The following is a 21,679-nucleotide window of genomic DNA, read 5'->3' on the forward strand; positions in this document are numbered from 1 at the left end:
TGCGGTCGGCTGGCGCCGGGCACCTTGCGATTTTCCGTCATGCGCAAAGATCAGCCATGCCGTATGGCGACGGTCTTCAGCGTGGTGAAGCCATAGAGCGCCTCGAAGCCCTTTTCGCGGCCATGGCCGCTGGACTTGACGCCGCCGAAGGGCAGCTCCACGCCGCCACCCGCCCCGTAGTTGTTGACGAAGACCTGGCCGCAGCGCAGGCGCCGCGCCAGGCGCAGCTGACGCGCGCCGTCACGGGTCCACAGGCCGGCCACCAGGCCGTAGGCCGTGCCGTTGGCCAGTTGCACGGCATGGTCCTCGTCATGGAAGGGCATGGCGCAGAGCACGGGGCCGAAGATCTCTTCCTGCGCCAGCCGGTGCTCGGGTGGCACGTCGCGCAGCAGGGTGGGCGCCTGGTAGAAGCCGCTGTCGGGCGCATGCTCCACGATCTGGCCCTGCGCCACCACGGCAATGCCTGCCACCTGGGCGTCGGACAGGAAATCCCAGACACGCTGCTGCTGGCTGGCGCGGATCAGCGGACCCAGGTCCAGGTCCATGGCGGCCGGACCCACGCGCAGCGCCTCGAAGGCCTGGCCCAGGCGTTCGAGCAGCGGCTCGTAGATCAGCGAGTCGATCAGCACGCGCGAGCCTGCCGAGCAGGTCTGGCCGGCGTTCTGCACGATGGCGTTGACGATGGCGGGCACGGCGGCGTCCAGGTCCGCATCCGCGAACACGATCTGCGGACTCTTGCCGCCCAGCTCCAGCGTGACGGGGCAGTGCCGTTCGGCCGCAGCCTGCTGGATCAGCGTGCCCACGCCGGGGCTGCCCGTGAAGCTCAGGTGGTCCACTCCTGGATGGCGCGCCAGGGCCTCGCCCACCTCGTGCCCCAGGCCGGTGACCACATTGAAGGCGCCTGCCGGAAAGCCGACCTCGGTGGCCAGCCGCGCCACGCGCAGCACGGACAGGCAGGCGTCTTCCGAGGGCTTGACCACGCAGGTATTGCCCGCGGCCAGCGCCGCGCCCACGCTGCGGCCCAGGATTTGCATGGGGTAGTTCCAGGGGACGATATGGCCGGTCACTCCGTGGGGCTCGCGCCAGGTCAGGGCGCTGTAGCCTTGCTGATAGGGCAGGGTCTCGCCGTGCAGCTTGTCGCAGGCGCCTGCATAGAACTCGAAGTAGCGCGCCAGCGCCAGCGCATCGGCGCGGGCCTGGCGCGTGGGCTTGCCGCAGTCGCGCTGCTCGATGGCCGTGAGTTCATCGGCATGCTGCAGCACGCTGCCCGACAGGCGCATCAGCAGGCGCCCGCGTTCGGCGGCCGAGAGCTTGCTCCAGACGCTGTCCTGGCATTCGCGCGCAGAGCGCACGGCCAGGTCGATGTCCTGGGGCGAGCCGCGTTGGAGCTCGTCGAAAGCCTGCCCGTCCGACGGGTCCAGCACGGGGATCGTGCGTCCCGATTCCGTGGGCACGGACGCATTGCCGATGTGGTGGTATTGCATGGAGCCCGATTGTGGGGCGCCCGGGACGCTTGTCCAGTCCCGGGCGTTGCAGCGCGCCTGCTTACTGCGCAGGCCAGCCCGCGTCGCGCAGGCCTTGGCGGTCCAGCACCTCCATCTTGCCGCGCCGCAACTGCAGGCAGCCGGCCAGTTGCAGCTCCTGCAGGATCTGGTTGGTGGTCTGGCGTGACAGGCCCAGCATGCGCGCCAGCTGCTCCTGGGACACATCCAGCTCGCGCCGCCAGCGCTGGCGGCCCTGGCCGTCGGGCTGCCACTGGTCAAAGCCTTCGGCCATGCGCACCAGGCGCCGCGCCAGGCGCTGGGGGGCCGGCAGCAGCGTGTGCTCTTCCAGCGCCACCAGGCACACGCGCAGCTTGTCCGTCAGCAGCAACGCCAGCGCTTGCCAGTGTCCGGGGTGGGCGGCCAGCCACTCCATCAGCGGTGCCTGGGGCACGTGAAGCACGATGCAGGCCGTGGCGGCCTGGGCATCGTGCGTGCGTTGTGCGCCATCGAACAGGGCAATCTCTCCCAGCCACATCGGCGGCTCCACCAGGGCCAGCAGCGCCGTGCGGGCCTGCTCGCCGCAGGCGGCCGTGCCCGAGATGCTGAGGGCGCCACGCGCCACCGCGTACAGGCCGCAGGGCGGGTCGCCCCGGCGAAACAGCCAGTCGCCTGCGGCCAGCGTGCGGGGCTGGGCCAGTGCCTTGAGCTGCGCGGCCAGCTCTGGCGGCAGGGCGTGGAACCAGCGGCCTGCCTCGACGGTGGCCCAGAGATCGGCCATGCCCGGCGGACCGGCCACTGCGCGGCGCCGTACGCCGCGCGTGGCGGCGGCAGTTGCCGTGGCTGCCGGAGCTGCCGGTGCGGGTAAGCCCGAGGTGTGCGATGAGGCTTGTGTCGGATTCATGACAGACGCCAATCCTTGATGACACCACCATGGTTGCGCAACATCCACTGCCGGTGCAGCCTATGAAAACCCTCATCGACCAACTGTCCCAGTACGCGGACTATCACCGTGATCCACGCAACATCCTCACGCACTTCTTTGGCGTGCCGCTGATCATGTGGGCCGTGGTGATCCTGCTGGCACGTCTGCAATGGGCGATGCCATTGGGCGACGGCCTGCCTGCCCTGCCGCTGAGCCTGGCCTTGCTGGCGGCGCTGGCGGCAGGCATCTACTACTGTTTGCTGGACCTGCGCTACGGCATTGCCATGGCTGTGGTGCTTGCCCTGATGCTGGCCTTGGCACAGCCCATCGCCATGCTGCCGTTGGGGGCTTGGCTGGGATGGGGGCTGGGCATCTTTGCCGTGGGCTGGGTGATCCAGTTCGTGGGCCACTACTACGAGGGCCGCAAGCCAGCCTTCCTGGACGACATCCTGGGCCTGGTCATCGGACCCCTGTTCGTGCTGGCCGAGCTGGGCTTTGCACTGGGCCTGCGCCGCGAAGTGCAGCATGCGGTGGAGCAGCGCAGCGGCCCCGTGCGCCGGCGCGCGGGCGGGGCACACGCCTGAGACCGGGCGCTGCAAGCTTGGCGCAGGCTTGCGCCCTTAGCATGGCGGGCGTTCCTGCGGAGCCATCCGTGGGGGCGTGTGCCTGCGCCTAAAATCACGCTGCTATCCCCCTGCGGGGGCTTTTTTGTTTCAACTCTCCTCATCCATCATGTCTTTCGACAAAGTCACACCGGGCAAGAACGCTCCTGAATCCTTCAACGTCGTGATCGAGATCTCGGCCAACTCCGATCCCATCAAGTACGAAGTGGACAAGGAAAGCGGCGCCGTCTTCGTGGACCGCTTCATGGGCACGGCCATGCACTACCCGGCCAACTACGGCTATGTGCCCCAGACGCTGTCCGGCGACGGCGATCCGGTGGACGTGCTGGTGATGACGCCCTTCCCGCTGCCCCCGGGCGTGGTCGTGGCCTGCCGCCCCATCGGCATCCTGCTCATGGAAGACGAGTCCGGCGTGGATGGCAAGGTCCTGGCCGTGCCCACGCAAAAGCTGCTGCCCGCCTACGACAAGATCAACACGCTGGAAGACATCCACGAGATCACCCTCAAGCAGATCCAGCATTTCTTCGAGCACTACAAGGACCTGGAAAAGGGCAAGTGGGTCAAGGTTCTGGGCTGGAAGGGCGTGGACGAGGCCAAGAAGGAAGTCGTGGACGGCATCGCCAACTACAAGGGCTGATCCCTTTCACTCCCGTCGAGGGAGTCTCAACTGCGCTGAGGTAAATGCCCGCTTCGCAGTTGATACAATTTGAAACGCACCCAGTGCCTAGGCGCCGGGTGCGTTTTTTGTTTTGTCATGGATCAGGGTTTGGACAGATCAATCAGGCGCTGATGGGGACATCGGCCCGGGAGCGAGCAAATGAAGGTGGCAGATTGGCGCATGGGCACGAAGCTGGGCATGGGATTCCTCATCATGGTCCTGTTCTCGGCGGTTCTGGGGGCGGTAGCCTGGTTGCAACTGGCGCAGATGCACCGCAACGCATTGCATTTGTCGGATGTGGCCCTGCCCAGCATGTTCCATGCGGGCGCCATGCGATCCGAATACAACCGCCTGCGCCGCCACGAGGCCGGCATTGCCTCCGCGCGCAGCCTGGCCGAGGTCGATGGCTTTGCCAAGCAGGTGCAGGACCGGCTGCAGACCATTGGCGAGCATGAGACGGCCCTGCGTTCGCTGATCGACCAGCAGGCCTTGCGCGCGGCCTTCGACGACTACCTCGGCTTCAAGCAACAGTTCCTGGCCATGCATGCGCGATTGCTGGAGCGTGCGCGCGCCGGCAACTATTCCACCACCGAGGAGCAGGCCTTCATGGCCGACGAGATGGGGTTGATGTTCGCCGGCGAGTCCGAGGCGCAGTTCGGCAAGCTGGCCGAAAGCGCCGGCCGCCTGCTGACCCTGCAGCGCGAGGCGGGCGAGCAGGCGCGGCAGCAGGCGCAGGCAGGCTTTGACCTGGCCCGCATCTGGGTGCTGGGCACGCTGGCCGCGGTGGTGGCGATTGCGGCCCTGGTGGGCTGGGCCATCACGCGTGCGGTCACCGGCCCGGTGGCCCAGGCCGTGGCCGTGGCGCGCAATGTGGCGGCCGGCCATCTGGAAAAGCCGGTCACCAGCCGGCGCCGGGATGAAATGGGCCAGCTCATCAACGCACAGGAGGACATGCGCCGCAAGCTCGCCGAGCTGGTGGGCGATGTGCGCGGCAATGCGCACGGCGTGGCGCTGGCCGCTGGCGAGATCGCCCAGGGCAATGCGGACCTGTCGGCGCGCACCGAAAGCCAGGCCAGTGCTCTGGAAGAAACCGCAGCCTCCATGGAGCAGCTGGGCGCCACCGTGCGCCAGAACGCGGACAACGCGCGCCAGGCCAACCAGATGGCTGCCTCCGCCTCGGGCATTGCCGCGCGTGGCGGCGAGGTTGTGGCCCAGGTGGTGGACACCATGAAGGGCATCAACGACAGCAGCCGCCAGATCGCCGACATCATCGGCGTGATCGACGGCATTGCCTTCCAGACCAATATCCTGGCGCTGAACGCCGCCGTGGAGGCGGCCCGCGCTGGCGAGCAGGGCCGGGGCTTTGCCGTGGTGGCCGGCGAGGTGCGCACGCTGGCCCAGCGCAGTGCCGAGGCGGCCAAGGAGATCAAGGCCTTGATCCAGGCCAGCGAGCAGCGTGTGGAGCAGGGCACGCAGCTGGTGGACAAGGCCGGCGAGACCATGTCCGAAATCGTCGCCGCCATCCGGCGCGTGACCGACATCATGGGCGAGATCAGCGCCGCCAGCAGCGAGCAGAGCGCGGGCGTGGCCCAGGTGGGCGATGCCATCACGCAAATGGACCAGGCCACCCAGCAGAACGCCGCCCTGGTCGAGCAAAGTGCGGCCGCTGCCCAGTCGCTGCAGCAGCAGGCGCGGGCCATGGTGGCATCGGTATCGGTGTTTCGCACGGCGCCGGGAGACTCGACAGCGGTCCCCGAGGTGGCTGAGACCGCCAAGGCGGCCGTGGCGGTGCCGCGCGCAACGGCGGCCGCCCCTTTGGCATCACCGCCGGTCCTGGCGCCCATCGCAGCCCGGCCAGCGAAAACTGCCACGCCAGCCCAGGTCAGCAGGACCGCGACCGCCGACGACGAGGAGTGGGCCGCGTTCTGAGGCCTTGCCCGCAGCTGTGCCCCATCCTCTGGCGGCCCCATGCCCTGCATGGGGCCGCTTTCTTTTTGCGTGCTGCGTTGAGCTTGCGCACGCCGGGTGGCAGGAGGCTGTGGCGCAAATCCTCCAGTGAAGGTTTCTGCCTACTGCAAGTACCTGAACTTGTCCTGAACAATGCTTGGATACTGGCAGAATGTAAATAGATGTAGTCCTATTCTTACAGATTGAGGAACGGCCGCTCCTGGCCTCGTTCGCTCGGAACGAAGGGATATCCCATGATTACCTTGTTCTCATGGCCGCCTGGCCTGGCGGCCATCGGCCATCCAGCAGACCGCGCTCCCGCGGGGTCCCGTCCTCCCCCTCCCCAAGCCTTGCCTGCCAGCTGCCATCGGCCGGTGCGGCTGGGCTGTTTCTGCAAGGTTCGCGCCGGGCCTGGCTGATAGCCTGCCCATGGCGCGAGACAGAGCAAGACGCAACAAGATGACGGGACCTCTACAAGAGAGATGAATGTGAAAAACCTCAAGATTTCAACGCGCATGCTGGGCACCTTCGGCCTGCTGGTGCTGCTGCTGCTGGCCGTGGTGGCCGCGGCCCTGGTGCAACTGCGCTCCATGCGCACCAGCATGGAAGTCATCACCGGCAATGCCATGCCCAGCGTGGAAGTGATCAACCAGATAGGCACCGATGTCGTGCGTACCCGCTTGCTGGAGGTGCGCCACGTCAACAATGATGATGTCGCCTACAAGAACGATTCGGAAAAGCAGCTGGAGCAACTGCAGCGCCGCCTGGCCGAGCGCAAGAAGGCCTACGAGCCGCTGCTGTCTTCCGACGAAGAGCGAAGGCTCTACGCCCAACTGCTCCAGGAACGCGAGCGCTACCAGCAACTGAGCCAGCAGGTGCTGGCGCTGTCACGCCAGGGCGAAAAGGAAAAGGCCCAGGCCGTGCTGGGCGGCGAGTCGCTGAAGCTCTACAACGATTCGTCGAACACGCTGGATCTGCTGGTCAAGCTCAACAGCGATGCGGCCGTGCAGGAAAGCCGCAATGCCGAGGCTGTCTATGGGCGCTCGGTCGTCGTCCTCAGCGTGGCGGCGCTGGCCGCCGTGCTGCTGGCCGTGCTGGCCGGGCTGTGGCTGACGCGCTCCATCCGCACGCCGCTGGCCCATGCGGTCGATGCCGCAGACCGCGTGGCCAATGGCGATCTGGGCGGGACCATTCACATCGACCGCCATGACGAAACCGGCCTGCTGCTGGGCGCGCTGCAGCGCATGCAATCGAGCCTGGTGCAGACCGTGCGCAGCGTGCGCCAGAACGCCGAAGGCGTGGCCTCGGCCAGTGCGCAGATTGCCTCCGGCAATGCCGACCTGTCCAGCCGCACGGAAGAGCAGGCCAGCGCGCTGGAGCAGACGGCGGCATCCATGGAAGAGCTGGGCTCCACCGTGCGCCAGAACGCCGACAACGCACGCCAGGCCAATCAGCTGGCGCTCAATGCATCGAGCGTTGCGCGCCGCGGCGGCGACGTGGTGGCCGAGGCCGTGGAAACCATGAAGGGCATCAATGACAGCAGCCGGCGCATCGGCGACATCATCGGCGTGATCGACGGCATTGCCTTTCAGACCAACATCCTCGCGCTCAATGCCGCGGTGGAGGCTGCGCGTGCCGGTGAGCAGGGCCGGGGCTTTGCCGTGGTCGCGGGCGAGGTGCGCTCGCTGGCGCAGCGCAGCGCCGAGGCGGCCAAGGAAATCAAGGCGCTGATCACGGCCAGCGTGGAGCGTGTGGAGCAGGGCTCGCAACTGGTGGACCGCGCAGGCACGACCATGACCGAAGTGGTGGCTGCCATCGGCCAGGTCACCGACATCATGGGCGAGATCAGCGCGGCCAGTACCGAGCAGAGCTCCGGCGTCGCCCAGGTCAGCGAAGCCGTCACGCAAATGGACCAGACCACGCAGCAAAACGCTGCCCTGGTCGAGGAAAGCGCGGCCGCCGCTGCCTCGCTGCGCAAGCAGGCGCAGGACCTGGTCGAGGCCGTGGCCGTGTTCCAGCTGCCGCGCGGTGCCATGGACAGCCATGCGCATGCGCCCAACAGGATGGTGGCGCAGGCCGGCGCCGCGCCACGCGCCGCAGCGCAGCCTGTCCGGCCGAACCCGCCGGCCAGCCCCGCACGGCCTGCGGCCTTGGGGGGCGGCGGTGCTGCAGCGGGTGGCGAGACACTGGCCCGCCGGCTTGAACGCGATGCCACGCCTCCCATCCAGCCACGCCCTGGGCCCGCAGCAACAGGCAAGCCGGCTCCGCGCCAGCTCGGTCAGGGCGATGACGACTGGGAAACCTTCTGAGCCTCAGTCCTGGCGCAGCGGGCTGTGCGCCTGCAGCTCCTGCAGGTAGCCGGCCATGCCTTCGCCCTCGCGGTCCAGAAAGCGCGAGATGGCGTCGGCGAAGGACGGGTGGGCAATCCAGTGGGCGCTGGGCGTCACCACGGGCAGCAGCGCCCGCGCCATCTTGTGTTCGCCCTGGGCGCCTCCCTCGAAGTGCGCAATCCCGCGTTCTATGCACCAGGCGATAGGCTGGTAGTAGCAGGCCTCGAAATGCAGGCAGTCCACGCGCTCCAGCGCGCCCCAGTAGCGGCCGTAGGCCGTGCCCTGCGGGATCTGCGGCGTGTCGCGGTCGCAGCTGCCGGCCGAAAGCCGTGCGGCTGCCGCATCGAGTGCGATCAGGCTGCAGGCCATGGGTTGGCCGTCGCGCTCGGCGACGAACATCAGCCAGTTCTCGGGCATCTGGTGCGCCATGGCCTCGAAGAAGGCCGGCTGGAGGTACGGGGCGTTGCCGTGTTCCAGATAGGTGCGTTCGTGGCAGCGGTAGAAGAAGGCCCAGTCCTGGGCGCTCATGTCGGGGCCGTGCACTGCTCGAAAGCGCACGCCGGCCTCGTGCACCTTGCGCCGTTCCTGGCGAATCTTCTTGCGCTTTTCCTGGTTCAGCGTGGACAGAAAGTGGTCGAAGTCCCGGTGGCCCGCACCCCCGGCGTTCTGGTTGCTCCAGTGGAACTGCACGGTGCTGCGCTGCATCCAGCCGTCGGCATCGCAGGCGGCCAGATCCTCGGCATCGCTGAACAGCAAATGCAGGGAAGACAGCTGCTGCGCCTGGGCCCATTCGCGCACGGCGCGCACCAGGGCCGCACGCAGCAGCGGCGTGCGTGCCAGCAGCCGGCTGCCCGGCACAGGCGTGAAAGGCACGGCGAGCACGCCCTTGGGGTAGTAATCCAGCCCATGCTGGGCGTAGGCGCGCGCCCAGGCAAAGTCGAACACGTACTCGCCATAGGAATGCGCCTTGGCGTAGACCGGACAGGCGGCGACCAGCTCGCCGCCCTGCCAGAGCGTGACCACGCGGGCGGCCCAGCCGGTTTGCGGTACGGCGCTGCCGCTGGATTCCAGCGCGCTCAGGTACTCGTGGCGCATGAAGGGGGTGGGCGCAGCCTGCGATGCCAGCAGCGCATTCCAGGCCTGGGCATCGAGCTGCTGCACGCTGTCCAGCACGCGGGTGATAATTGCGGTTTCAGCCATGCCATTCCTTGCAGGCCCGTGTGACGCGCGCTGCCGCCTTGCGCTGTGGGGTGGCCTTGTCGGCCCTGTTGGCTCCATTGCATTCCATGACGCTCTCCATCTGCACTGCCCAGCTCAACTTTGTCGTGGGCGATCTGCCCGGCAATGTCCAGAAAATCATTGCCGCAGCCCGTGAAGCTTATGCCACGGGAGCGCGCTTGCTGCTGACTCCCGAGCTTGCCCTGTGCGGCTATGCGGCCGAAGACCTCTATCTGCGTCCCGCCTTTCTGGACGCCTGCGATCAGGCCGTGCAGCAGCTGGCGCTGGAGACCGCGCAATGGCCGGGCCTGGCGCTGGTGCTGGGCCATCCCTGGCGCGACCCCGGCGCTGGTGGCGCGTTGCGCAATGCGGCCAGCGTGCTGCGCGACGGGCGCGTGGAATGCAGCTATGCCAAGCAATGCCTGCCCAACTACGGCGTGTTCGACGAGCAGCGCTACTTTGTGGCCGGCCAGTCGCCTTGCGTGGTCGAGGTCCAGGCAGTTCGCGTGGGCTTGCTGATCTGCGAGGACGCCTGGCATCCCGGGCCGGCAAGCGCGGCTGCCGCGGCGGGTGCGCAATTGCTGGCCGTGATCAATGCTTCGCCCTTTCATGAGGGCAAGCAGGCCGAACGTGAAGCCACGCTGGCTGCACGTGCGCGTGAGACCGGCCTGCCCCTGGTCTACGCACATCTGGTCGGTGGCCAGGATGAAATTGTCTTCGATGGCAGCTCTTTTGCCGTGCACGCCGACGGCAGCATTGCCGCACGCGCGGCGGCCTTTGCCGAGGCGCTGCCGTTGGTGGAAGTGCGTGCCGGCGCGCAGGAATTGACGCTGGCCGCCGATGTGCAGCCACCGGTGGAGCACCTGCCGGCGCTGTGGTCCGCCCTGGTGCTGGCCGTGCGCGACTACGTGGGCAAGAACCGTTTCCCCGGCGCGCTGCTGGGCCTGTCGGGCGGGATCGACTCGGCCCTGGTGCTGGCGATTGCGGTCGATGCGCTGGGCGCGGACAAGGTGCACACGGTGATGATGCCTTCGCCCTATACGGCGGACATCAGCTGGATCGATGCGCGCGATATGGCCGAGCGTGTGGGCGTGCGCTATGACGAAATCTCCATCGCGCCCCAGTTCGAGGCCTTCAAGGCCGCCCTGGCCCCGGCCTTCGCGGGCCGCGCCGAGGACACGACCGAAGAGAACCTGCAGGCCCGCATCCGCGGCACCTTGCTGATGGGCCTGTCCAACAAGTTCGGCTCCGTGGTGCTGACCACCGGCAACAAGAGCGAGATGTCCACCGGCTACTGCACGCTCTATGGCGACATGGCCGGCGGCTTTGCCGTGATCAAGGACGTGCTCAAGACCGAGGTTTTTGCGCTGGCGCGCTGGCGCAATGCCAACGATCCGTTCGGCACGGGGCTGGACCCCATTCCGGATCGCATCATCACGCGCCCGCCCAGCGCCGAACTGCGCCCGGACCAGAAAGACCAGGACAGCCTGCCCGCTTATGAGGTGCTCGACGCCATCGTGCGCCGATACATGGAAAATAACGAAAGCATCGCCTCCATCGTGGCCGACGGATATGCCGGCGCCGATGTGGAGCGAGTGACGCGCCTCATCCAGATCAACGAATACAAACGCCGCCAGGCGCCCGTGGGGCCGCGGCTGACGCGCCGCAGCTTCGGCAAGGACTGGCGCTACCCGATCACCAACCGCTTTCGCGCTTGAAGCACCTGAGGCGGCGGGGTTTCCTGGCCGGCCGTCTTGCCCCGTATTGCATGCACTGAGGAGTTCACCCCATGAAAATGATCACCGCCATCATCAAGCCGTTCAAGCTGGAAGAGGTCCGCGAGGCACTGGCCGACTGCGGCGTCAACGGCCTGACCGTCACCGAGGTCAAGGGCTTTGGTCGCCAGAAGGGCCATACCGAGCTCTACCGTGGCGCCGAGTACGTGGTGGACTTCCTGCCCAAGGTGAAGATCGAGGTGGTGGTCCGCACGGAAGACGTGGACCGCTGCGTGGATGCCATCGTCAACGTGGCCCGCACGGGCAAGATCGGTGACGGGAAGATCTTCGTCACCGCCGTGGAGCGCGTGGTGCGCATCCGTACTGGCGAACTCGACGACGGAGCCATCTGAACCCGGCAGCAGTGCAGGGCGCGCGCGGCGCCCTGGGCTCGACATCCGGATTCCAGCGGCCACCCCTGAACGGGTGGCCGTTTCCGTTTCAGATCACGGCGCGCAAGGGGGCCGTTTCCAGGCCCGTGCCGGCGTTCTGCACCAGGGATTGCAGCAGTGCGGGGATGTCGCTGCCGCTTTCTATCAGTCCCATCTGCCACTCGCCCATGAAGCCATGGCCCACGCAGGTCTGCAGGAACTGCAGCATGCTGTCGTAGTAGCCGTCCACATTGAGCAGGCCGATGGGCTTGTCGTGGTAGCGCAGCTGGCGCCAGGTCCAGACCTCGAACAATTCCTCGAAGGTGCCTATGCCGCCGGGCAGGGCGACGAAGGCATCGCTGCGCTCGGCCATCATGGCCTTGCGCTCGTGCATGGTCTGGACGATGTGCAGTTCGTCGCAGGCATGGTTGGCCAGCTCCTTGTCCACCAGCGCCTGCGGGATCACTCCCACGACGCGGCCACCGGCCTGCCGCGTGGCCTCGGCCACCTCGCCCATCAGGCCGCTGCGCCCGCCGCCGTAGACCAACTGGCCGCCGTGCTCGCCAATCCAGCGGCCGGTGGCGCGGGCGGCCTCGATGAATCCGGGCTGGTCGCCGGGGCGCGAGCCGCAATACACACAAATGGAAAACGTGGGATTTGTCATGCAATGAACCGTTGATAGAGAGCCGCCAGCCAGACACCCGTGCACAGCAGCAGCGCCAGTAGCACGGCGGCGCTGCCCATGTCCTTGGCTTGCTTGGACAGGGCGTGCCATTCGGGGCCTATGCGATCGACCACGGCCTCGATGCCGCTGTTGAGCAATTCCACGATCAGCACCAGCAAGACCGTGCCCGCCAGCAGCGAGACCTCGATCCAGCTGCGTCCCAGCCAGAAGGCGGCAGGGATCAGCACGATGGCGGCCAGCGCTTCCTGGCGGAAGGCTTTCTCATTCCATCCGGCACGAAGGCCGGACAGCGAATAACCCGCAGCGTGCCAGACACGGTTCAGGCCCGTGCGGCTTTTCTGGGGATTGACAGGCGTGCTGTCGTTGGACTTGGGTGAAGCGGCGGGCATGCTGGGGAGTGTAGGAGATGCGATGCTGCCTTTGCCGCTCAGCGTTTTTTCCTGGGCGGCGGGGCCTGGTGGATCAGCTGTGTGCCGGCCCAGGCGTCATGCCAGAACTGGCGGCGCGGATGAAGGCGGCTGAGCAGGGCCCAGAGTGCCACCCACAGCACCAGCAGCACCAAGGTGGTCAAGGCCGGCACGCCGGTGGAGTAGGCCGCCAGCGGTGGCAGCAGCCAGATCCAGCTCAGCACATAGCGCCGCAGTGCGCGCGGCTGGCTGACGGGCTGGCCTGCAGCATCCACCAGGCGGATGTGCCAGGTCTTCATGGCCAATGTCTGCCCCTTGGACCAGAACCAGACGAAATAGATGCCCAGCACCACGAACATGAAGGCCTGCAGCGCATGGCGGTTGTCCATGGCGTTGCGCGTCTGAGACAAGGTGCCAAACAGATATCCGGCGATGAAGACCACGCCGAACAGCAGCATGCCCTCATATAGCCAGCAGGCCATGCGCCGGGCCAGGCGCGGGGCCATCCGTGGATCGGCGGCGGAGCCGGCTGCCGTGGAGGCGGGGGAGGTGGCGTTCGTCATGCGGGCGTGTCGGGGCGCTGCATCAATGCGAAGGGGCTGCTTCGCCGTGCGAGGGCTGTGGGGTGGCCTCGGCGCCGTCATGCAGTTCCATGGGCGGCAAGGGCATGGGTGTGGCCGAAGGCACTTCCACCGGGGCTGTCTCCACCAGCGCAGGCGGGCGCACGGGATGGGTTTCCACGGCCGAAGGCGGCGCGACCGGTGGAACCGGAGGCGGCGGATTGTAGATGGTGGCTGGTGGAATCTTGGGGGGATTCGGAATGGTGGCCGGTGCCACCGAGGCCGCAGGAATCCGCGCCAGACGCTTGGGCGCCACGGGCTGTATGGCGTTGGCGGCGCCCTTGACCTTGGGCGCGGCGCGTGCAGCCAGAAGGCGTTTTTCTTCGTCGCTGAGCGCCTGGTAGGCCTCCCACTGGGCTCGCTTGTCCGTGGCAAGGCGGTTGGTCAGGGCGAAATTCAGGCGGGCCTGGCTGCGCTGCTGGGCGCTGAGGCTGGACCAGGTCTGCATGCGGTCGCGCAGCTTTTCCTGCTCCTTTTCGCTGAGCTTGTCCCAGCCTTCGGCCAATGCCATCCAGCGGCGCTTTTGCAGCGCGTCCATCATGGACCAGCGCTCGGAAAGGGGCTCGAGCACCCTGCTTTGCGCAGGCGTCAGCTCGGCCCAGCGTGGGCCTGAGGCCAGGGCCGTGGCGCGCTGGCGCGTGGCTGCGTCGCCATGCAGGGTCTTGGAGGCCGCAATGGTGGCCGGCGACACCGTGCTGGGCGCCAGCCGCACCTGTTGCACGACGCGCCAGCCGGTCCAGGCCAGCGCCATCAACAGCACCGCCGCCAGGATGGCGGCGGGTGATCGGTGGAACGCGGCGCGTGAATCAGTGGGCATGCAGGCAGGCAAGGCGGGTATCAGCGTTCCGTGTTGGTGGCCGAAGTCTTCAGGTACTGGATGAAACCGGGGTCGGCATAGGCGGCAGGGGGCAGGTCATCGGTCAGCAGGGCCGTATCGACCTCGGCAACCTCGGTCAGGCCAATCTGATCGGTCTGCACGTTGACGACCACCAGGCCAATGATGAGGGCCAGCACCGGCACGGCCGAGATCAGCGCGCGCCACCAGGTGCCGCCTTCGTCGCCAGAGCCCAGCGTCATGGTGCCACCCTGAGCCTGGGTTGCGCTGGCAGCCTGCACGGGCGCAGCGCGCAGTTCGCGCCGGCGAACGGACAGGGCGCGCTCGCGCCCAGCGCGCAGCCGCTCGGTGATGTCGTATGGCAGCAACGCCTCGCCGTCACCCAGGCGCGCGGTGATCCGGCGTGCGATGCGGTCGGCCGCCATTTCGCTGTGGAGAGTGAGAGTGGGCGCAGTCTTCATAGCTCGATTCCTTTGGCCTTCAGTGCCTTGCTCAATGTCTGGATGGCGCGGAAACAATGTGTTTTTACACTTCCTTCGGAACACCCCATCGCGGCAGCGGTCTCCGCAACGTCCATCTCTTCCCAATAACGCATCAGGAATGCTTCGCGTTGACGCGCCGGCAGCTCCTGTATCTCTTTTTCAATGCTTTGCAAAATCTGCGCCCGCTCGGTCAGATCCTCGGCGCTGCGGGCGGTTTCGCCGTTCTGTGCGGAGTCGGCGTAGGTCTCGAGCCAGTCGAAGTCCGCATCGTCGCCGGCCGAGGCCTCCAGATCGCTCATGCGGGTGAAGAGGGCGTTCTGCGTCTTTTGCCTGCGAAACCAGTCCAGGGTGCTGTTGGACAGGATGCGCTGGAAGAGCATGGGCAGCTCGGTGATGGGCTTGTCGCCATAGTGCTGCGCCAGCTTGAGCATGCTGTCCTGCACGATGTCCAGCGCCGCCTCCTCGTCCCGGACGTGGAAAAAGCTGCGCTTGAAGGCACGCTTTTCTACGCTTTTGAGGAAGTCGGATAGTTCTTGCTCGGTTGCCAAAAGGAACGCAGGCCCGGATGAGGGGCTCGTTGAGGGGGGCTGAACGGACGCGGGACCCGATTATCGCACCGCAGTGTCAATTTTTTTCGCACGATGGCGCACAGGCTTGTTGCAGTGCGATAATGTCTGCTGCAATTCAAAAAGGCAAACGGGTCACGGTCCGGCGTTTACTCACTCGCCCATGTCTGTTGGTCCTAAGTCCCGCACCGGCCTCACAAGGGCTTCAGGCAAGGGGCACCCAAGGTTTTTCGTTAGAGAAATTCACAAAGGTTGATCATGGAAATTTCCAAAGCCGAGTACTCCAGCGCGGCAGCAGCGGCGTCGCAGTCCCATGCATCCCAGGAGCTGATGGGCTCCGAGATCCTCGTCAAGTCCCTGCAGGCCGAAGGCGTCAAGCAGCTTTGGGGCTATCCGGGCGGTGCGGTCCTGTACATCTACGACGCCCTCTACAAGCAAGACACCATTCAGCATGTGCTGGTGCGCCACGAGCAGGCGGCTGTGCATGCGGCAGACGGTTTTGCCCGTGCCACGGGTGAAGTCGGCGTGGCCCTGGTGACCTCGGGTCCCGGCCTGACCAACGCCGTCACCGGCATTGCCACCGCCTACACTGATTCCATTCCCCTGGTCGTGATCAGCGGCCAGACCTCGACGGCCTACATCGGCACCGATGCATTCCAGGAGTGCGACACCGTCGGCATCACCCGCCCCATCGTCAAGCACAACTTCCTAGTCAAGGATGTGCGCGAGCTGGCGGACACCATGAAGAAGGCCTTCCACATCGCGCGCACCGGCCGCCCCGGCCCCGTGGTGGTGGACATCCCTAAGGATGTGTCCTTCAAGAAGGCTCTCTACACCGGTTACCCCGAAAAGGTGGAGATGCGCTCCTACAACCCGGTGCGCAAGGGCCATGCCGGCCAGATCCGCAAGGCGCTGCAGTTGCTGCTGGCTGCCAAGCGTCCCTATATCTACACGGGTGGCGGCGTGCTGCTGGGCAATGCCTGCAACGAGCTGCGCACCCTGGTGGACATGCTGGGCTACCCGGTCACGCATACGCTGCTGGGCCTGGGTGCCTATCCGGCCAGCGACCGCAAGTTCCTGGGCATGCTGGGCATGCACGGCACCATCGAAGCCAACAACGCCATGCAGAACTGCGATGTGCTGCTGGCCGTGGGTGCGCGCTTCGACGACCGGGTGATCGGCAACCCCAAGCATTTCATGTCGGTGGAGCGCAAGATCATCCATATCGACATCGATCCCTCCTCCATCTCCAAGCGCGTGAAGGTGGACGTGCCCATCGTCGGCGACGTCAAGGAAGTGCTGACCGAGCTGATCTCCATGATCCGCGAGGCCAGCGCCCGTCCCGACGCGGCGGCCCTGGGCCAGTGGTGGGAGACCATCGAAGGCTGGCGCAGCCGCGACTGCCTGCAGTACAGCCGTGGCGACGGCTCGGTCATCAAGCCGCAGTACGTGGTGGAGACGCTGTGGAACATGACCCGCGACGCCGATGCCTACATCACGTCCGACGTGGGCCAGCACCAGATGTGGGCTGCGCAGTACTACCGCTTCGACGAGCCGCGCCGCTGGATCAACTCCGGCGGCCTGGGCACCATGGGCGTGGGCCTGCCCTACGCCATGGGCATCAAGCTGGCCAAGCCTGAATCCGAGGTGTTCTGCATCACGGGCGAAGGCTCCATCCAGATGAACATCCAGGAGCTGGCCACCTGCCTGCAGTACAACACGCCGGTCAAGGTGGTGTCGCTGAACAACCGCTACCTGGGCATGGTGCGCCAGTGGCAGGAGATCGAGTACTCGGGCCGCTATAGCAGCAGCTACATGGACTCGCTGCCCAACTTCGTGAAGCTGGCCGAGGCCTATGGCCACGTGGGCATGCTGATCGAGCGCCCCGAGGACGTGGAGCCCGCCCTGCGCGAGGCCCGCAAGCTCAAGGATCGGACGGTGTTCATGGACTTCCGCACCGATCCCACCGAGAATGTATTCCCCATGGTGCAGGCCGGCCGTGGGATCACCGAGATGCTGCTGGGAGCTGACGACCTCTGAGCGAGCCCTTGGCTGGGTTCGCCAGGGCCTGTTCCTGCCGCATCTTCTTCAGTAGCCGCCCTCAAGGCGGCAACCCCTTGACGAATCTATTGCCTGCCAAGCCCGACGTTTACCGGCGCCGGGGGAGGGCGGCGAAAAGAGGAATCTTTCTTTCATGAAACACATCATTGCCGTGCTGCTCGAAAACGAGCCGGGAGCCTTGTCGCGCGTGGTGGGCCTGTTCTCGGCCCGCGGCTACAACATCGAATCGCTGACCGTGGCTCCCACGGAAGACGCATCGCTGTCGCGCATGACCATTCAGACGAATGGCTCCGAAGACGTGATCGAGCAGATCACCAAGCACCTGAACCGCCTGATCGAGGTCGTCAAGGTCGTGGACCTGACGGAAGGCTCCTATACCGAGCGCGAGCTCATGATGGTCAAGGTCCGCGCCGTGGGCAAGGAACGCGAGGAGATGAAGCGCATGGCCGACATCTTCCGCGGTCGCATCATCGACGTGACCGAAAAGAGCTACACGGTCGAGCTGACCGGCGACCAATCCAAGAACGACGCCTTCCTGCAGGCGCTGGACCGCACGGCCATTCTGGAAACCGTGCGTACCGGCTCCTGCGGCATCGGCCGCGGCGAACGCATTCTGCGCGTTTGATGCGCTGCAACGCACCTGAAACCTGTCCCCTTCCCCTTTCAACCCCTACACACACACGAAGCCTGGAGCCAACATGAAAGTTTTCTACGACAAGGACTGTGACCTGAGCCTGATCAAGGGCAAGACCGTTGCCATCATCGGCTACGGCAGCCAGGGCCACGCACACGCTCAAAACCTGAACGAAAGCGGCGTGAAGGTCGTGGTCGGCCTGCGCAAGGGCGGCGCTTCCTGGGACAAGGTCGCCAAGGCTGGCCTGACCGTCGCTGAAGTCGACGACGCCGTGAAGGCCGCCGATCTGGTCATGATCCTGCTGCCGGATGAGAACATCCCCGAGGTTTACACCAACAACGTGGCCCCCAACATCAAGCAAGGCGCCACGCTGGCCTTTGCCCACGGCTTCAACATCCACTACAACCAGGTTGTGCCGCGCGCCGATCTGGACGTGATCATGGTCGCCCCCAAGGGCCCTGGCCACACCGTGCGCTCCGAATACCTCAAGGGCGGCGGCGTGCCTTCGCTGATCGCCGTGTACCAGGACAAGTCCGGCAAGGCCCGTGACCTGGCCCTGTCCTATGCCATGGCCAACGGTGGCGGCAAGGGCGGCATCATCGAAACCAACTTCAAGGAAGAAACCGAGACCGACCTGTTCGGCGAGCAGGCCGTTCTGTGCGGCGGCGCGGTGGAACTGGTGAAGATGGGCTTCGAGACCCTGACCGAAGCCGGCTACGCTCCCGAAATGGCCTACTTCGAGTGCCTGCATGAGCTCAAGCTCATCGTGGACCTGATGTACGAAGGCGGCATCGCCAACATGAACTACTCGATCTCGAACAACGCCGAATACGGCGAGTACGTGACGGGTACAGAAGTCATCAACGACAAGTCGCGCGAAGCCATGCGTGCTGCCCTCAAGCGCATCCAGACCGGCGAATACGCCAAGATGTTCATCCAGGAAGGCCGCACCAACTACCCGAGCATGACGGCCCGCCGCCGCATGAACGCCGAACACGCCATCGAAAAGGTGGGCGGTCAGCTGCGCGCCATGATGCCCTGGATCTCCAAGAACAAGCTGGTTGACCAGAGCCGCAACTGAGATTGCTGCATTCCATCTTGCATGGGTCGCGCATGCGGCCTACGCAAGGTGCAGGACAAGGCCACCCCGACGGGTGGCCTTTTTCGTGCACAGAAGGGGGGCAGCGCGCAGGTACACTGACCCTTTCGGGGCGGCACTGTCCGCTCCCTTAGAATACTATCGTTTTAATAGCTGCTCACGCTTGCGTGCGCTGTGCTGGAGGCCGGATTGATGCAAAACCACAATGAGTCCAACGAAATCGAAGGCGTGGTGGTGCGCAAGCGCCGCAAGGGTATCTACATCCTGCCCAACCTGTTCACGCTGGCTGCGCTGTTCGGTGGCTTCTACGCCATCGTGATGGCCATGAATGGCCGCTTTGAACTGGCTGCCGCAGGCGTGTTCTGCGCCATGGTGCTCGACAGCCTTGACGGCCGCGTGGCACGCATGACCAATACGCAAAGCGCCTTTGGCGAACAGATGGACTCGCTGTCGGACATGGTGTCCTTCGGGGCCGCTCCCGCCTTGATCGCCTATGAGTGGGCGCTCAAGGGCATTGGCCGCTGGGGCTGGATTGCAGCCTTCGTCTATTGCGCCTGCGCTGCGCTGCGGCTGGCGCGCTTCAACGTCAACACCGGCACCGTGGACAAGCGCTGGTTCCAGGGCCTGCCTTCGCCCGCCGCTGCAGCGCTGGTCACCGGCTTCATCTGGCTGCTGGACGAGGCGGGCCTGCTGCGCGGCCAGGATGCCTGGCTGAGCTGGACGCAGATCACCTGGATCATGTTCTTCCTGACGCTGTACGCGGGCCTGACCATGGTCACCAACGTGCCTTTCTACAGCTTCAAGGACGTGCATTTCAAGAAGAGCGTGCCCTTTGCGGCCATCGTGCTGATCGCCCTGGGCATTGCCATCATCAATATCCATCCGCCCATCGTGCTGTTCGGCGTGTTCCTGCTCTACGGTTTCTCGGGCTACGGCGTCTATGCATGGCGCAAGGCCAAGGGCCAGCGCACCAGCGTCATCAGCACCTCGACCGATGAGCCTGAAGAGCGCGGCCTGCACAAATGATGCGCCGCAGCATCTTCACAGCGCCTGAGAACCTGTGCTAAAGTGACCCGCATGCAATACCTGTCGCTAGCTCTACTACTGATGTCCCACGGGCAGAGACAGTAGCGCGCGCGTACATTCCTACTTTCACGGCCCGTTTGCACCAGCGACGGGCCGTTTTGCGTTTGTGGGGTCGCTGGAGCAGGTGGGTCTTGTTTTTACCTAGACGATAGAAAGCACTTCAGCCATGTTGCAAAACCCTTCGACCAAGTACCGTCCGTTCGCTCCGGTCCGCCTGCAAGACCGCCGCTGGCCCGATGCGGTGATCACCCAGGCCCCGGTCTGGTGCAGCGTGGACCTGCGCGATGGCAACCAGGCGCTGATCGAGCCCATGGACATCGATCGCAAGATGCGCATGTTCGAGCAGCTGGTGAAGATCGGCTTCAAGGAAATCGAGGTCGGCTTTCCTTCCGCGTCCCAGGTCGAGTTCGACTTCATGCGCAAGCTCATCGAGGAAAACCGCATTCCCGATGACGTGACCGTCCAGGTGCTGACCCAGGCGCGCGAGCACCTCATCCGCCGTACCTTCGAGGCGCTCGAAGGCGTGCCCCGGGCCATCGTCCACCTCTACAACGCCACCGCGCCCGTGATGCGCCGCGTGGTATTGAACATGAGCGAGGACGAGATCGTCGAGTTGGCCACCACCAATGCCCGCATGTTCAACGAGATCGCTGCCGGCTATCCCCAGACGCAGTGGACCTTCCAGTACTCGCCCGAGATGTATTCGGACACCGAGCTGGAGTTTTCCAAGCGCGTCATCGATGCCGTCACCGATGTATGGCAGCCCACGCCCGAGCGCAAGTGCATCATCAACCTGCCCACCACCGTGGAGCACTCCACGCCCAACATCTTCGCCGACATGGTGGAGTGGACGCATCGCCACATCCAGCGCCGCGACTCCATCGTGCTGTCCGTGCATCCGCACAATGACCGCGGCACGGGCACGGCCACGGCCGAGCTGGCGTTGATGGCCGGTGCGGACCGCCTTGAAGGCTGCCTGTTCGGCAATGGCGAGCGCACGGGCAACCTCGATGTGGTCAACGTGGCGTTGAACATGTACATCCAGGGCGTGTCTCCTGGCCTGGATTTCTCCGATATCGACGGCATCCGCAGCACGGTCGAGCATTGCAACCAGCTGCCCGTGCATCCGCGCCATCCCTATGTGGGCGATCTGGTCTACACCTCGTTCTCGGGCTCGCACCAGGATGCCATCAAGAAGGCCTTCGCCGATCGCAAGGACGGCGACATCTGGGACATGCCCTATCTGCCCATCGACCCCAAGGACCTGGGCCGCAGCTACGAGGCCGTGATCCGCGTCAACAGCCAGTCCGGCAAGGGCGGCATCGCCTATCTGCTTGAAAGCGAGTATGGCCTCCAGTTGCCGCGCCGCCTGCAGATCGAGTTCAGCCAGGTGGTGCAGCGCGAGATGGACGCCAGCGGCAAGGAGCTGGCCGCGGCCGACCTGTGGGCGCTGTTCCAGCGCGAGTACGGCCTGCAATCCGTACAGGCCCCGCATTACCGCCTGAGCGAGAACGACGGCGTGGTCAGCCTGTCGGCCGATCTGTCCGTTGACGGCGGCAAGCGCACGGTCGAGGCGCAAGGCACGGGGCCCATCGATGCCTTCGTGCAGGCGCTGAGCGAGCACAGCGGCCGGACCGTGCGCGTGCTGGACTACAACGAGCATGCCATCGGCGAGGGTGCCAATGCCAAGGCCATTGCCTACGTGGAACTGCGTGTGGACGAGTTGCACGTGTGCTACGGCGTCGGGGTTGATGCGAATATCGTCTCCGCTTCGTTCCGGGCCATCATGTCGGGCTTGCAGCGCGTGCCCTCTGCCGAGAAGGTGACGGTGCAGGAGGCGGTTGCCGCTTAAATTCCATTGCCTAGCCGGTGCAGC

Annotated in this window: 20 protein-coding genes; 11 read left to right on the plus strand and 9 right to left on the minus strand. The window is 65.6% G+C overall.

All coding sequences use genetic code 11. The annotated features are described in order from the left end of the window. Positions 1 to 50: 50 nt before the first annotated feature. Both ACF8NF_RS18315 and ACF8NF_RS18320 read right to left on the minus strand, forming a co-directional pair. On the minus strand, positions 51 to 1,484 hold the full coding sequence (locus ACF8NF_RS18315; protein ID WP_016447428.1) for an aldehyde dehydrogenase family protein: 1,434 nt from the start codon (positions 1,482 to 1,484) through the stop codon (positions 51 to 53). Positions 1,485 to 1,545: 61 nt separating this feature from the next. Continuing rightward, positions 1,546 to 2,385: a Crp/Fnr family transcriptional regulator gene (locus ACF8NF_RS18320; RefSeq protein WP_026062890.1), complete on the minus strand. Its 840-nt coding sequence runs from the start codon at positions 2,383 to 2,385 to the stop codon at positions 1,546 to 1,548. Between the two features lie 62 nt (positions 2,386 to 2,447). Between ACF8NF_RS18320 and ACF8NF_RS18325 the strand changes: the two genes are divergently transcribed. The 4 genes from ACF8NF_RS18325 to ACF8NF_RS18340 all read left to right on the plus strand — a co-directional run bounded on the left by ACF8NF_RS18325 (position 2,448) and on the right by ACF8NF_RS18340 (position 7,943). After that, on the plus strand, positions 2,448 to 2,990 hold the full coding sequence (locus ACF8NF_RS18325; RefSeq protein WP_016451358.1) for a DUF962 domain-containing protein: 543 nt from the start codon (positions 2,448 to 2,450) through the stop codon (positions 2,988 to 2,990). A gap of 148 nt (positions 2,991 to 3,138) precedes the next feature. Beyond that, the gene (ppa, locus tag ACF8NF_RS18330) at positions 3,139 to 3,666 is read left to right on the plus strand and encodes an inorganic diphosphatase (protein WP_013801496.1); all 528 of its coding nucleotides are present in this window, start codon (positions 3,139 to 3,141) and stop codon (positions 3,664 to 3,666) included. 180 nt (positions 3,667 to 3,846) lie between these two features. Beyond that, on the plus strand, positions 3,847 to 5,616 hold the full coding sequence (locus ACF8NF_RS18335; RefSeq protein WP_203400591.1) for a methyl-accepting chemotaxis protein: 1,770 nt from the start codon (positions 3,847 to 3,849) through the stop codon (positions 5,614 to 5,616). 500 nt (positions 5,617 to 6,116) lie between these two features. Next, positions 6,117 to 7,943 carry a methyl-accepting chemotaxis protein gene (locus tag ACF8NF_RS18340; protein ID WP_392451014.1) on the plus strand — a complete coding sequence of 609 codons (1,827 nt, stop codon included), beginning with the start codon at positions 6,117 to 6,119 and terminating at the stop codon, positions 7,941 to 7,943. A 3-nt stretch (positions 7,944 to 7,946) separates the two neighbouring features. Here the strand turns inward: ACF8NF_RS18340 and ACF8NF_RS18345 are convergent, their stop codons facing one another. Continuing rightward, positions 7,947 to 9,164: a GNAT family N-acetyltransferase gene (locus ACF8NF_RS18345; RefSeq protein WP_016447423.1), complete on the minus strand. Its 1,218-nt coding sequence runs from the start codon at positions 9,162 to 9,164 to the stop codon at positions 7,947 to 7,949. An 86-nt stretch (positions 9,165 to 9,250) separates the two neighbouring features. Here ACF8NF_RS18345 and ACF8NF_RS18350 point away from each other — a divergent pair, with 86 nt between their 5' ends. Then, complete coding sequence (locus ACF8NF_RS18350) at positions 9,251 to 10,900, plus strand: NAD+ synthase (RefSeq protein ID WP_016451363.1); 1,650 nt, start codon at positions 9,251 to 9,253, stop codon at positions 10,898 to 10,900. A 71-nt stretch (positions 10,901 to 10,971) separates the two neighbouring features. Then, a complete protein-coding gene (locus ACF8NF_RS18355) occupies positions 10,972 to 11,310 on the plus strand; it encodes a P-II family nitrogen regulator (protein WP_012206673.1) in 339 nt (112 codons plus the stop codon). A gap of 88 nt (positions 11,311 to 11,398) precedes the next feature. On the opposite strand, the gene ACF8NF_RS18360 is transcribed toward ACF8NF_RS18355, so the two are convergent. From ACF8NF_RS18360 to ACF8NF_RS18385, 6 genes are read right to left on the minus strand one after another with little or no spacing between them, the layout of a single operon-like run. Continuing rightward, positions 11,399 to 11,992: a TIGR00730 family Rossman fold protein gene (locus tag ACF8NF_RS18360; RefSeq protein ID WP_016447421.1), complete on the minus strand. Its 594-nt coding sequence runs from the start codon at positions 11,990 to 11,992 to the stop codon at positions 11,399 to 11,401. Then, entirely contained in the window at positions 11,989 to 12,402 is a 414-nt protein-coding gene (locus tag ACF8NF_RS18365) for a diacylglycerol kinase (protein WP_016447420.1), read from the minus strand. Before ACF8NF_RS18365 ends, ACF8NF_RS18360 begins: the two co-directional genes overlap by 4 nt. Before the next feature lie 38 nt (positions 12,403 to 12,440). Then, positions 12,441 to 12,983, minus strand: a complete 543-nt coding sequence (locus tag ACF8NF_RS18370; protein WP_338500135.1) for an RDD family protein — start codon at positions 12,981 to 12,983, stop codon at positions 12,441 to 12,443. Between the two features lie 22 nt (positions 12,984 to 13,005). Then, entirely contained in the window at positions 13,006 to 13,857 is an 852-nt protein-coding gene (locus ACF8NF_RS18375; RefSeq protein ID WP_016451365.1) for a DUF3106 domain-containing protein, read from the minus strand. Between the two features lie 20 nt (positions 13,858 to 13,877). Next, the gene (locus ACF8NF_RS18380; RefSeq protein ID WP_026062765.1) at positions 13,878 to 14,336 is read right to left on the minus strand and encodes a DUF3619 family protein; all 459 of its coding nucleotides are present in this window, start codon (positions 14,334 to 14,336) and stop codon (positions 13,878 to 13,880) included. Further along, positions 14,333 to 14,905: an RNA polymerase sigma factor gene (locus ACF8NF_RS18385; protein WP_016447416.1), complete on the minus strand. Its 573-nt coding sequence runs from the start codon at positions 14,903 to 14,905 to the stop codon at positions 14,333 to 14,335. The genes ACF8NF_RS18380 and ACF8NF_RS18385 overlap by 4 nt, the downstream gene beginning before the upstream one ends. A 276-nt stretch (positions 14,906 to 15,181) precedes the next feature. Between ACF8NF_RS18385 and ACF8NF_RS18390 the strand changes: the two genes are divergently transcribed. The 5 genes from ACF8NF_RS18390 (at position 15,182) to leuA (ending at position 21,655) form a co-directional block, all read left to right on the plus strand. Continuing rightward, positions 15,182 to 16,963 carry an acetolactate synthase 3 catalytic subunit gene (locus ACF8NF_RS18390; protein WP_016447415.1) on the plus strand — a complete coding sequence of 594 codons (1,782 nt, stop codon included), beginning with the start codon at positions 15,182 to 15,184 and terminating at the stop codon, positions 16,961 to 16,963. A 154-nt stretch (positions 16,964 to 17,117) separates the two neighbouring features. After that, on the plus strand, positions 17,118 to 17,609 hold the full coding sequence (gene ilvN / locus ACF8NF_RS18395; protein WP_012206665.1) for an acetolactate synthase small subunit: 492 nt from the start codon (positions 17,118 to 17,120) through the stop codon (positions 17,607 to 17,609). Between the two features lie 73 nt (positions 17,610 to 17,682). Next, positions 17,683 to 18,699 (plus strand): ketol-acid reductoisomerase, encoded by a 1,017-nt coding sequence (gene ilvC, locus ACF8NF_RS18400; RefSeq protein ID WP_016447414.1) that lies wholly within the window; start codon positions 17,683 to 17,685, stop codon positions 18,697 to 18,699. 210 nt (positions 18,700 to 18,909) lie between these two features. Then, positions 18,910 to 19,743, plus strand: coding sequence for a CDP-diacylglycerol--serine O-phosphatidyltransferase (pssA, locus tag ACF8NF_RS18405; RefSeq protein ID WP_012206663.1), 834 nt, complete (start codon positions 18,910 to 18,912; stop codon positions 19,741 to 19,743). A gap of 226 nt (positions 19,744 to 19,969) precedes the next feature. Continuing rightward, positions 19,970 to 21,655 carry a 2-isopropylmalate synthase gene (leuA, locus tag ACF8NF_RS18410; protein WP_203400596.1) on the plus strand — a complete coding sequence of 562 codons (1,686 nt, stop codon included), beginning with the start codon at positions 19,970 to 19,972 and terminating at the stop codon, positions 21,653 to 21,655. Positions 21,656 to 21,679 lie beyond the last annotated feature (24 nt).

The organism is Delftia sp. WSY_22, assembly GCF_043104185.1.
Lineage (GTDB): Bacteria > Pseudomonadota > Gammaproteobacteria > Burkholderiales > Burkholderiaceae_C > Comamonas > Comamonas tsuruhatensis.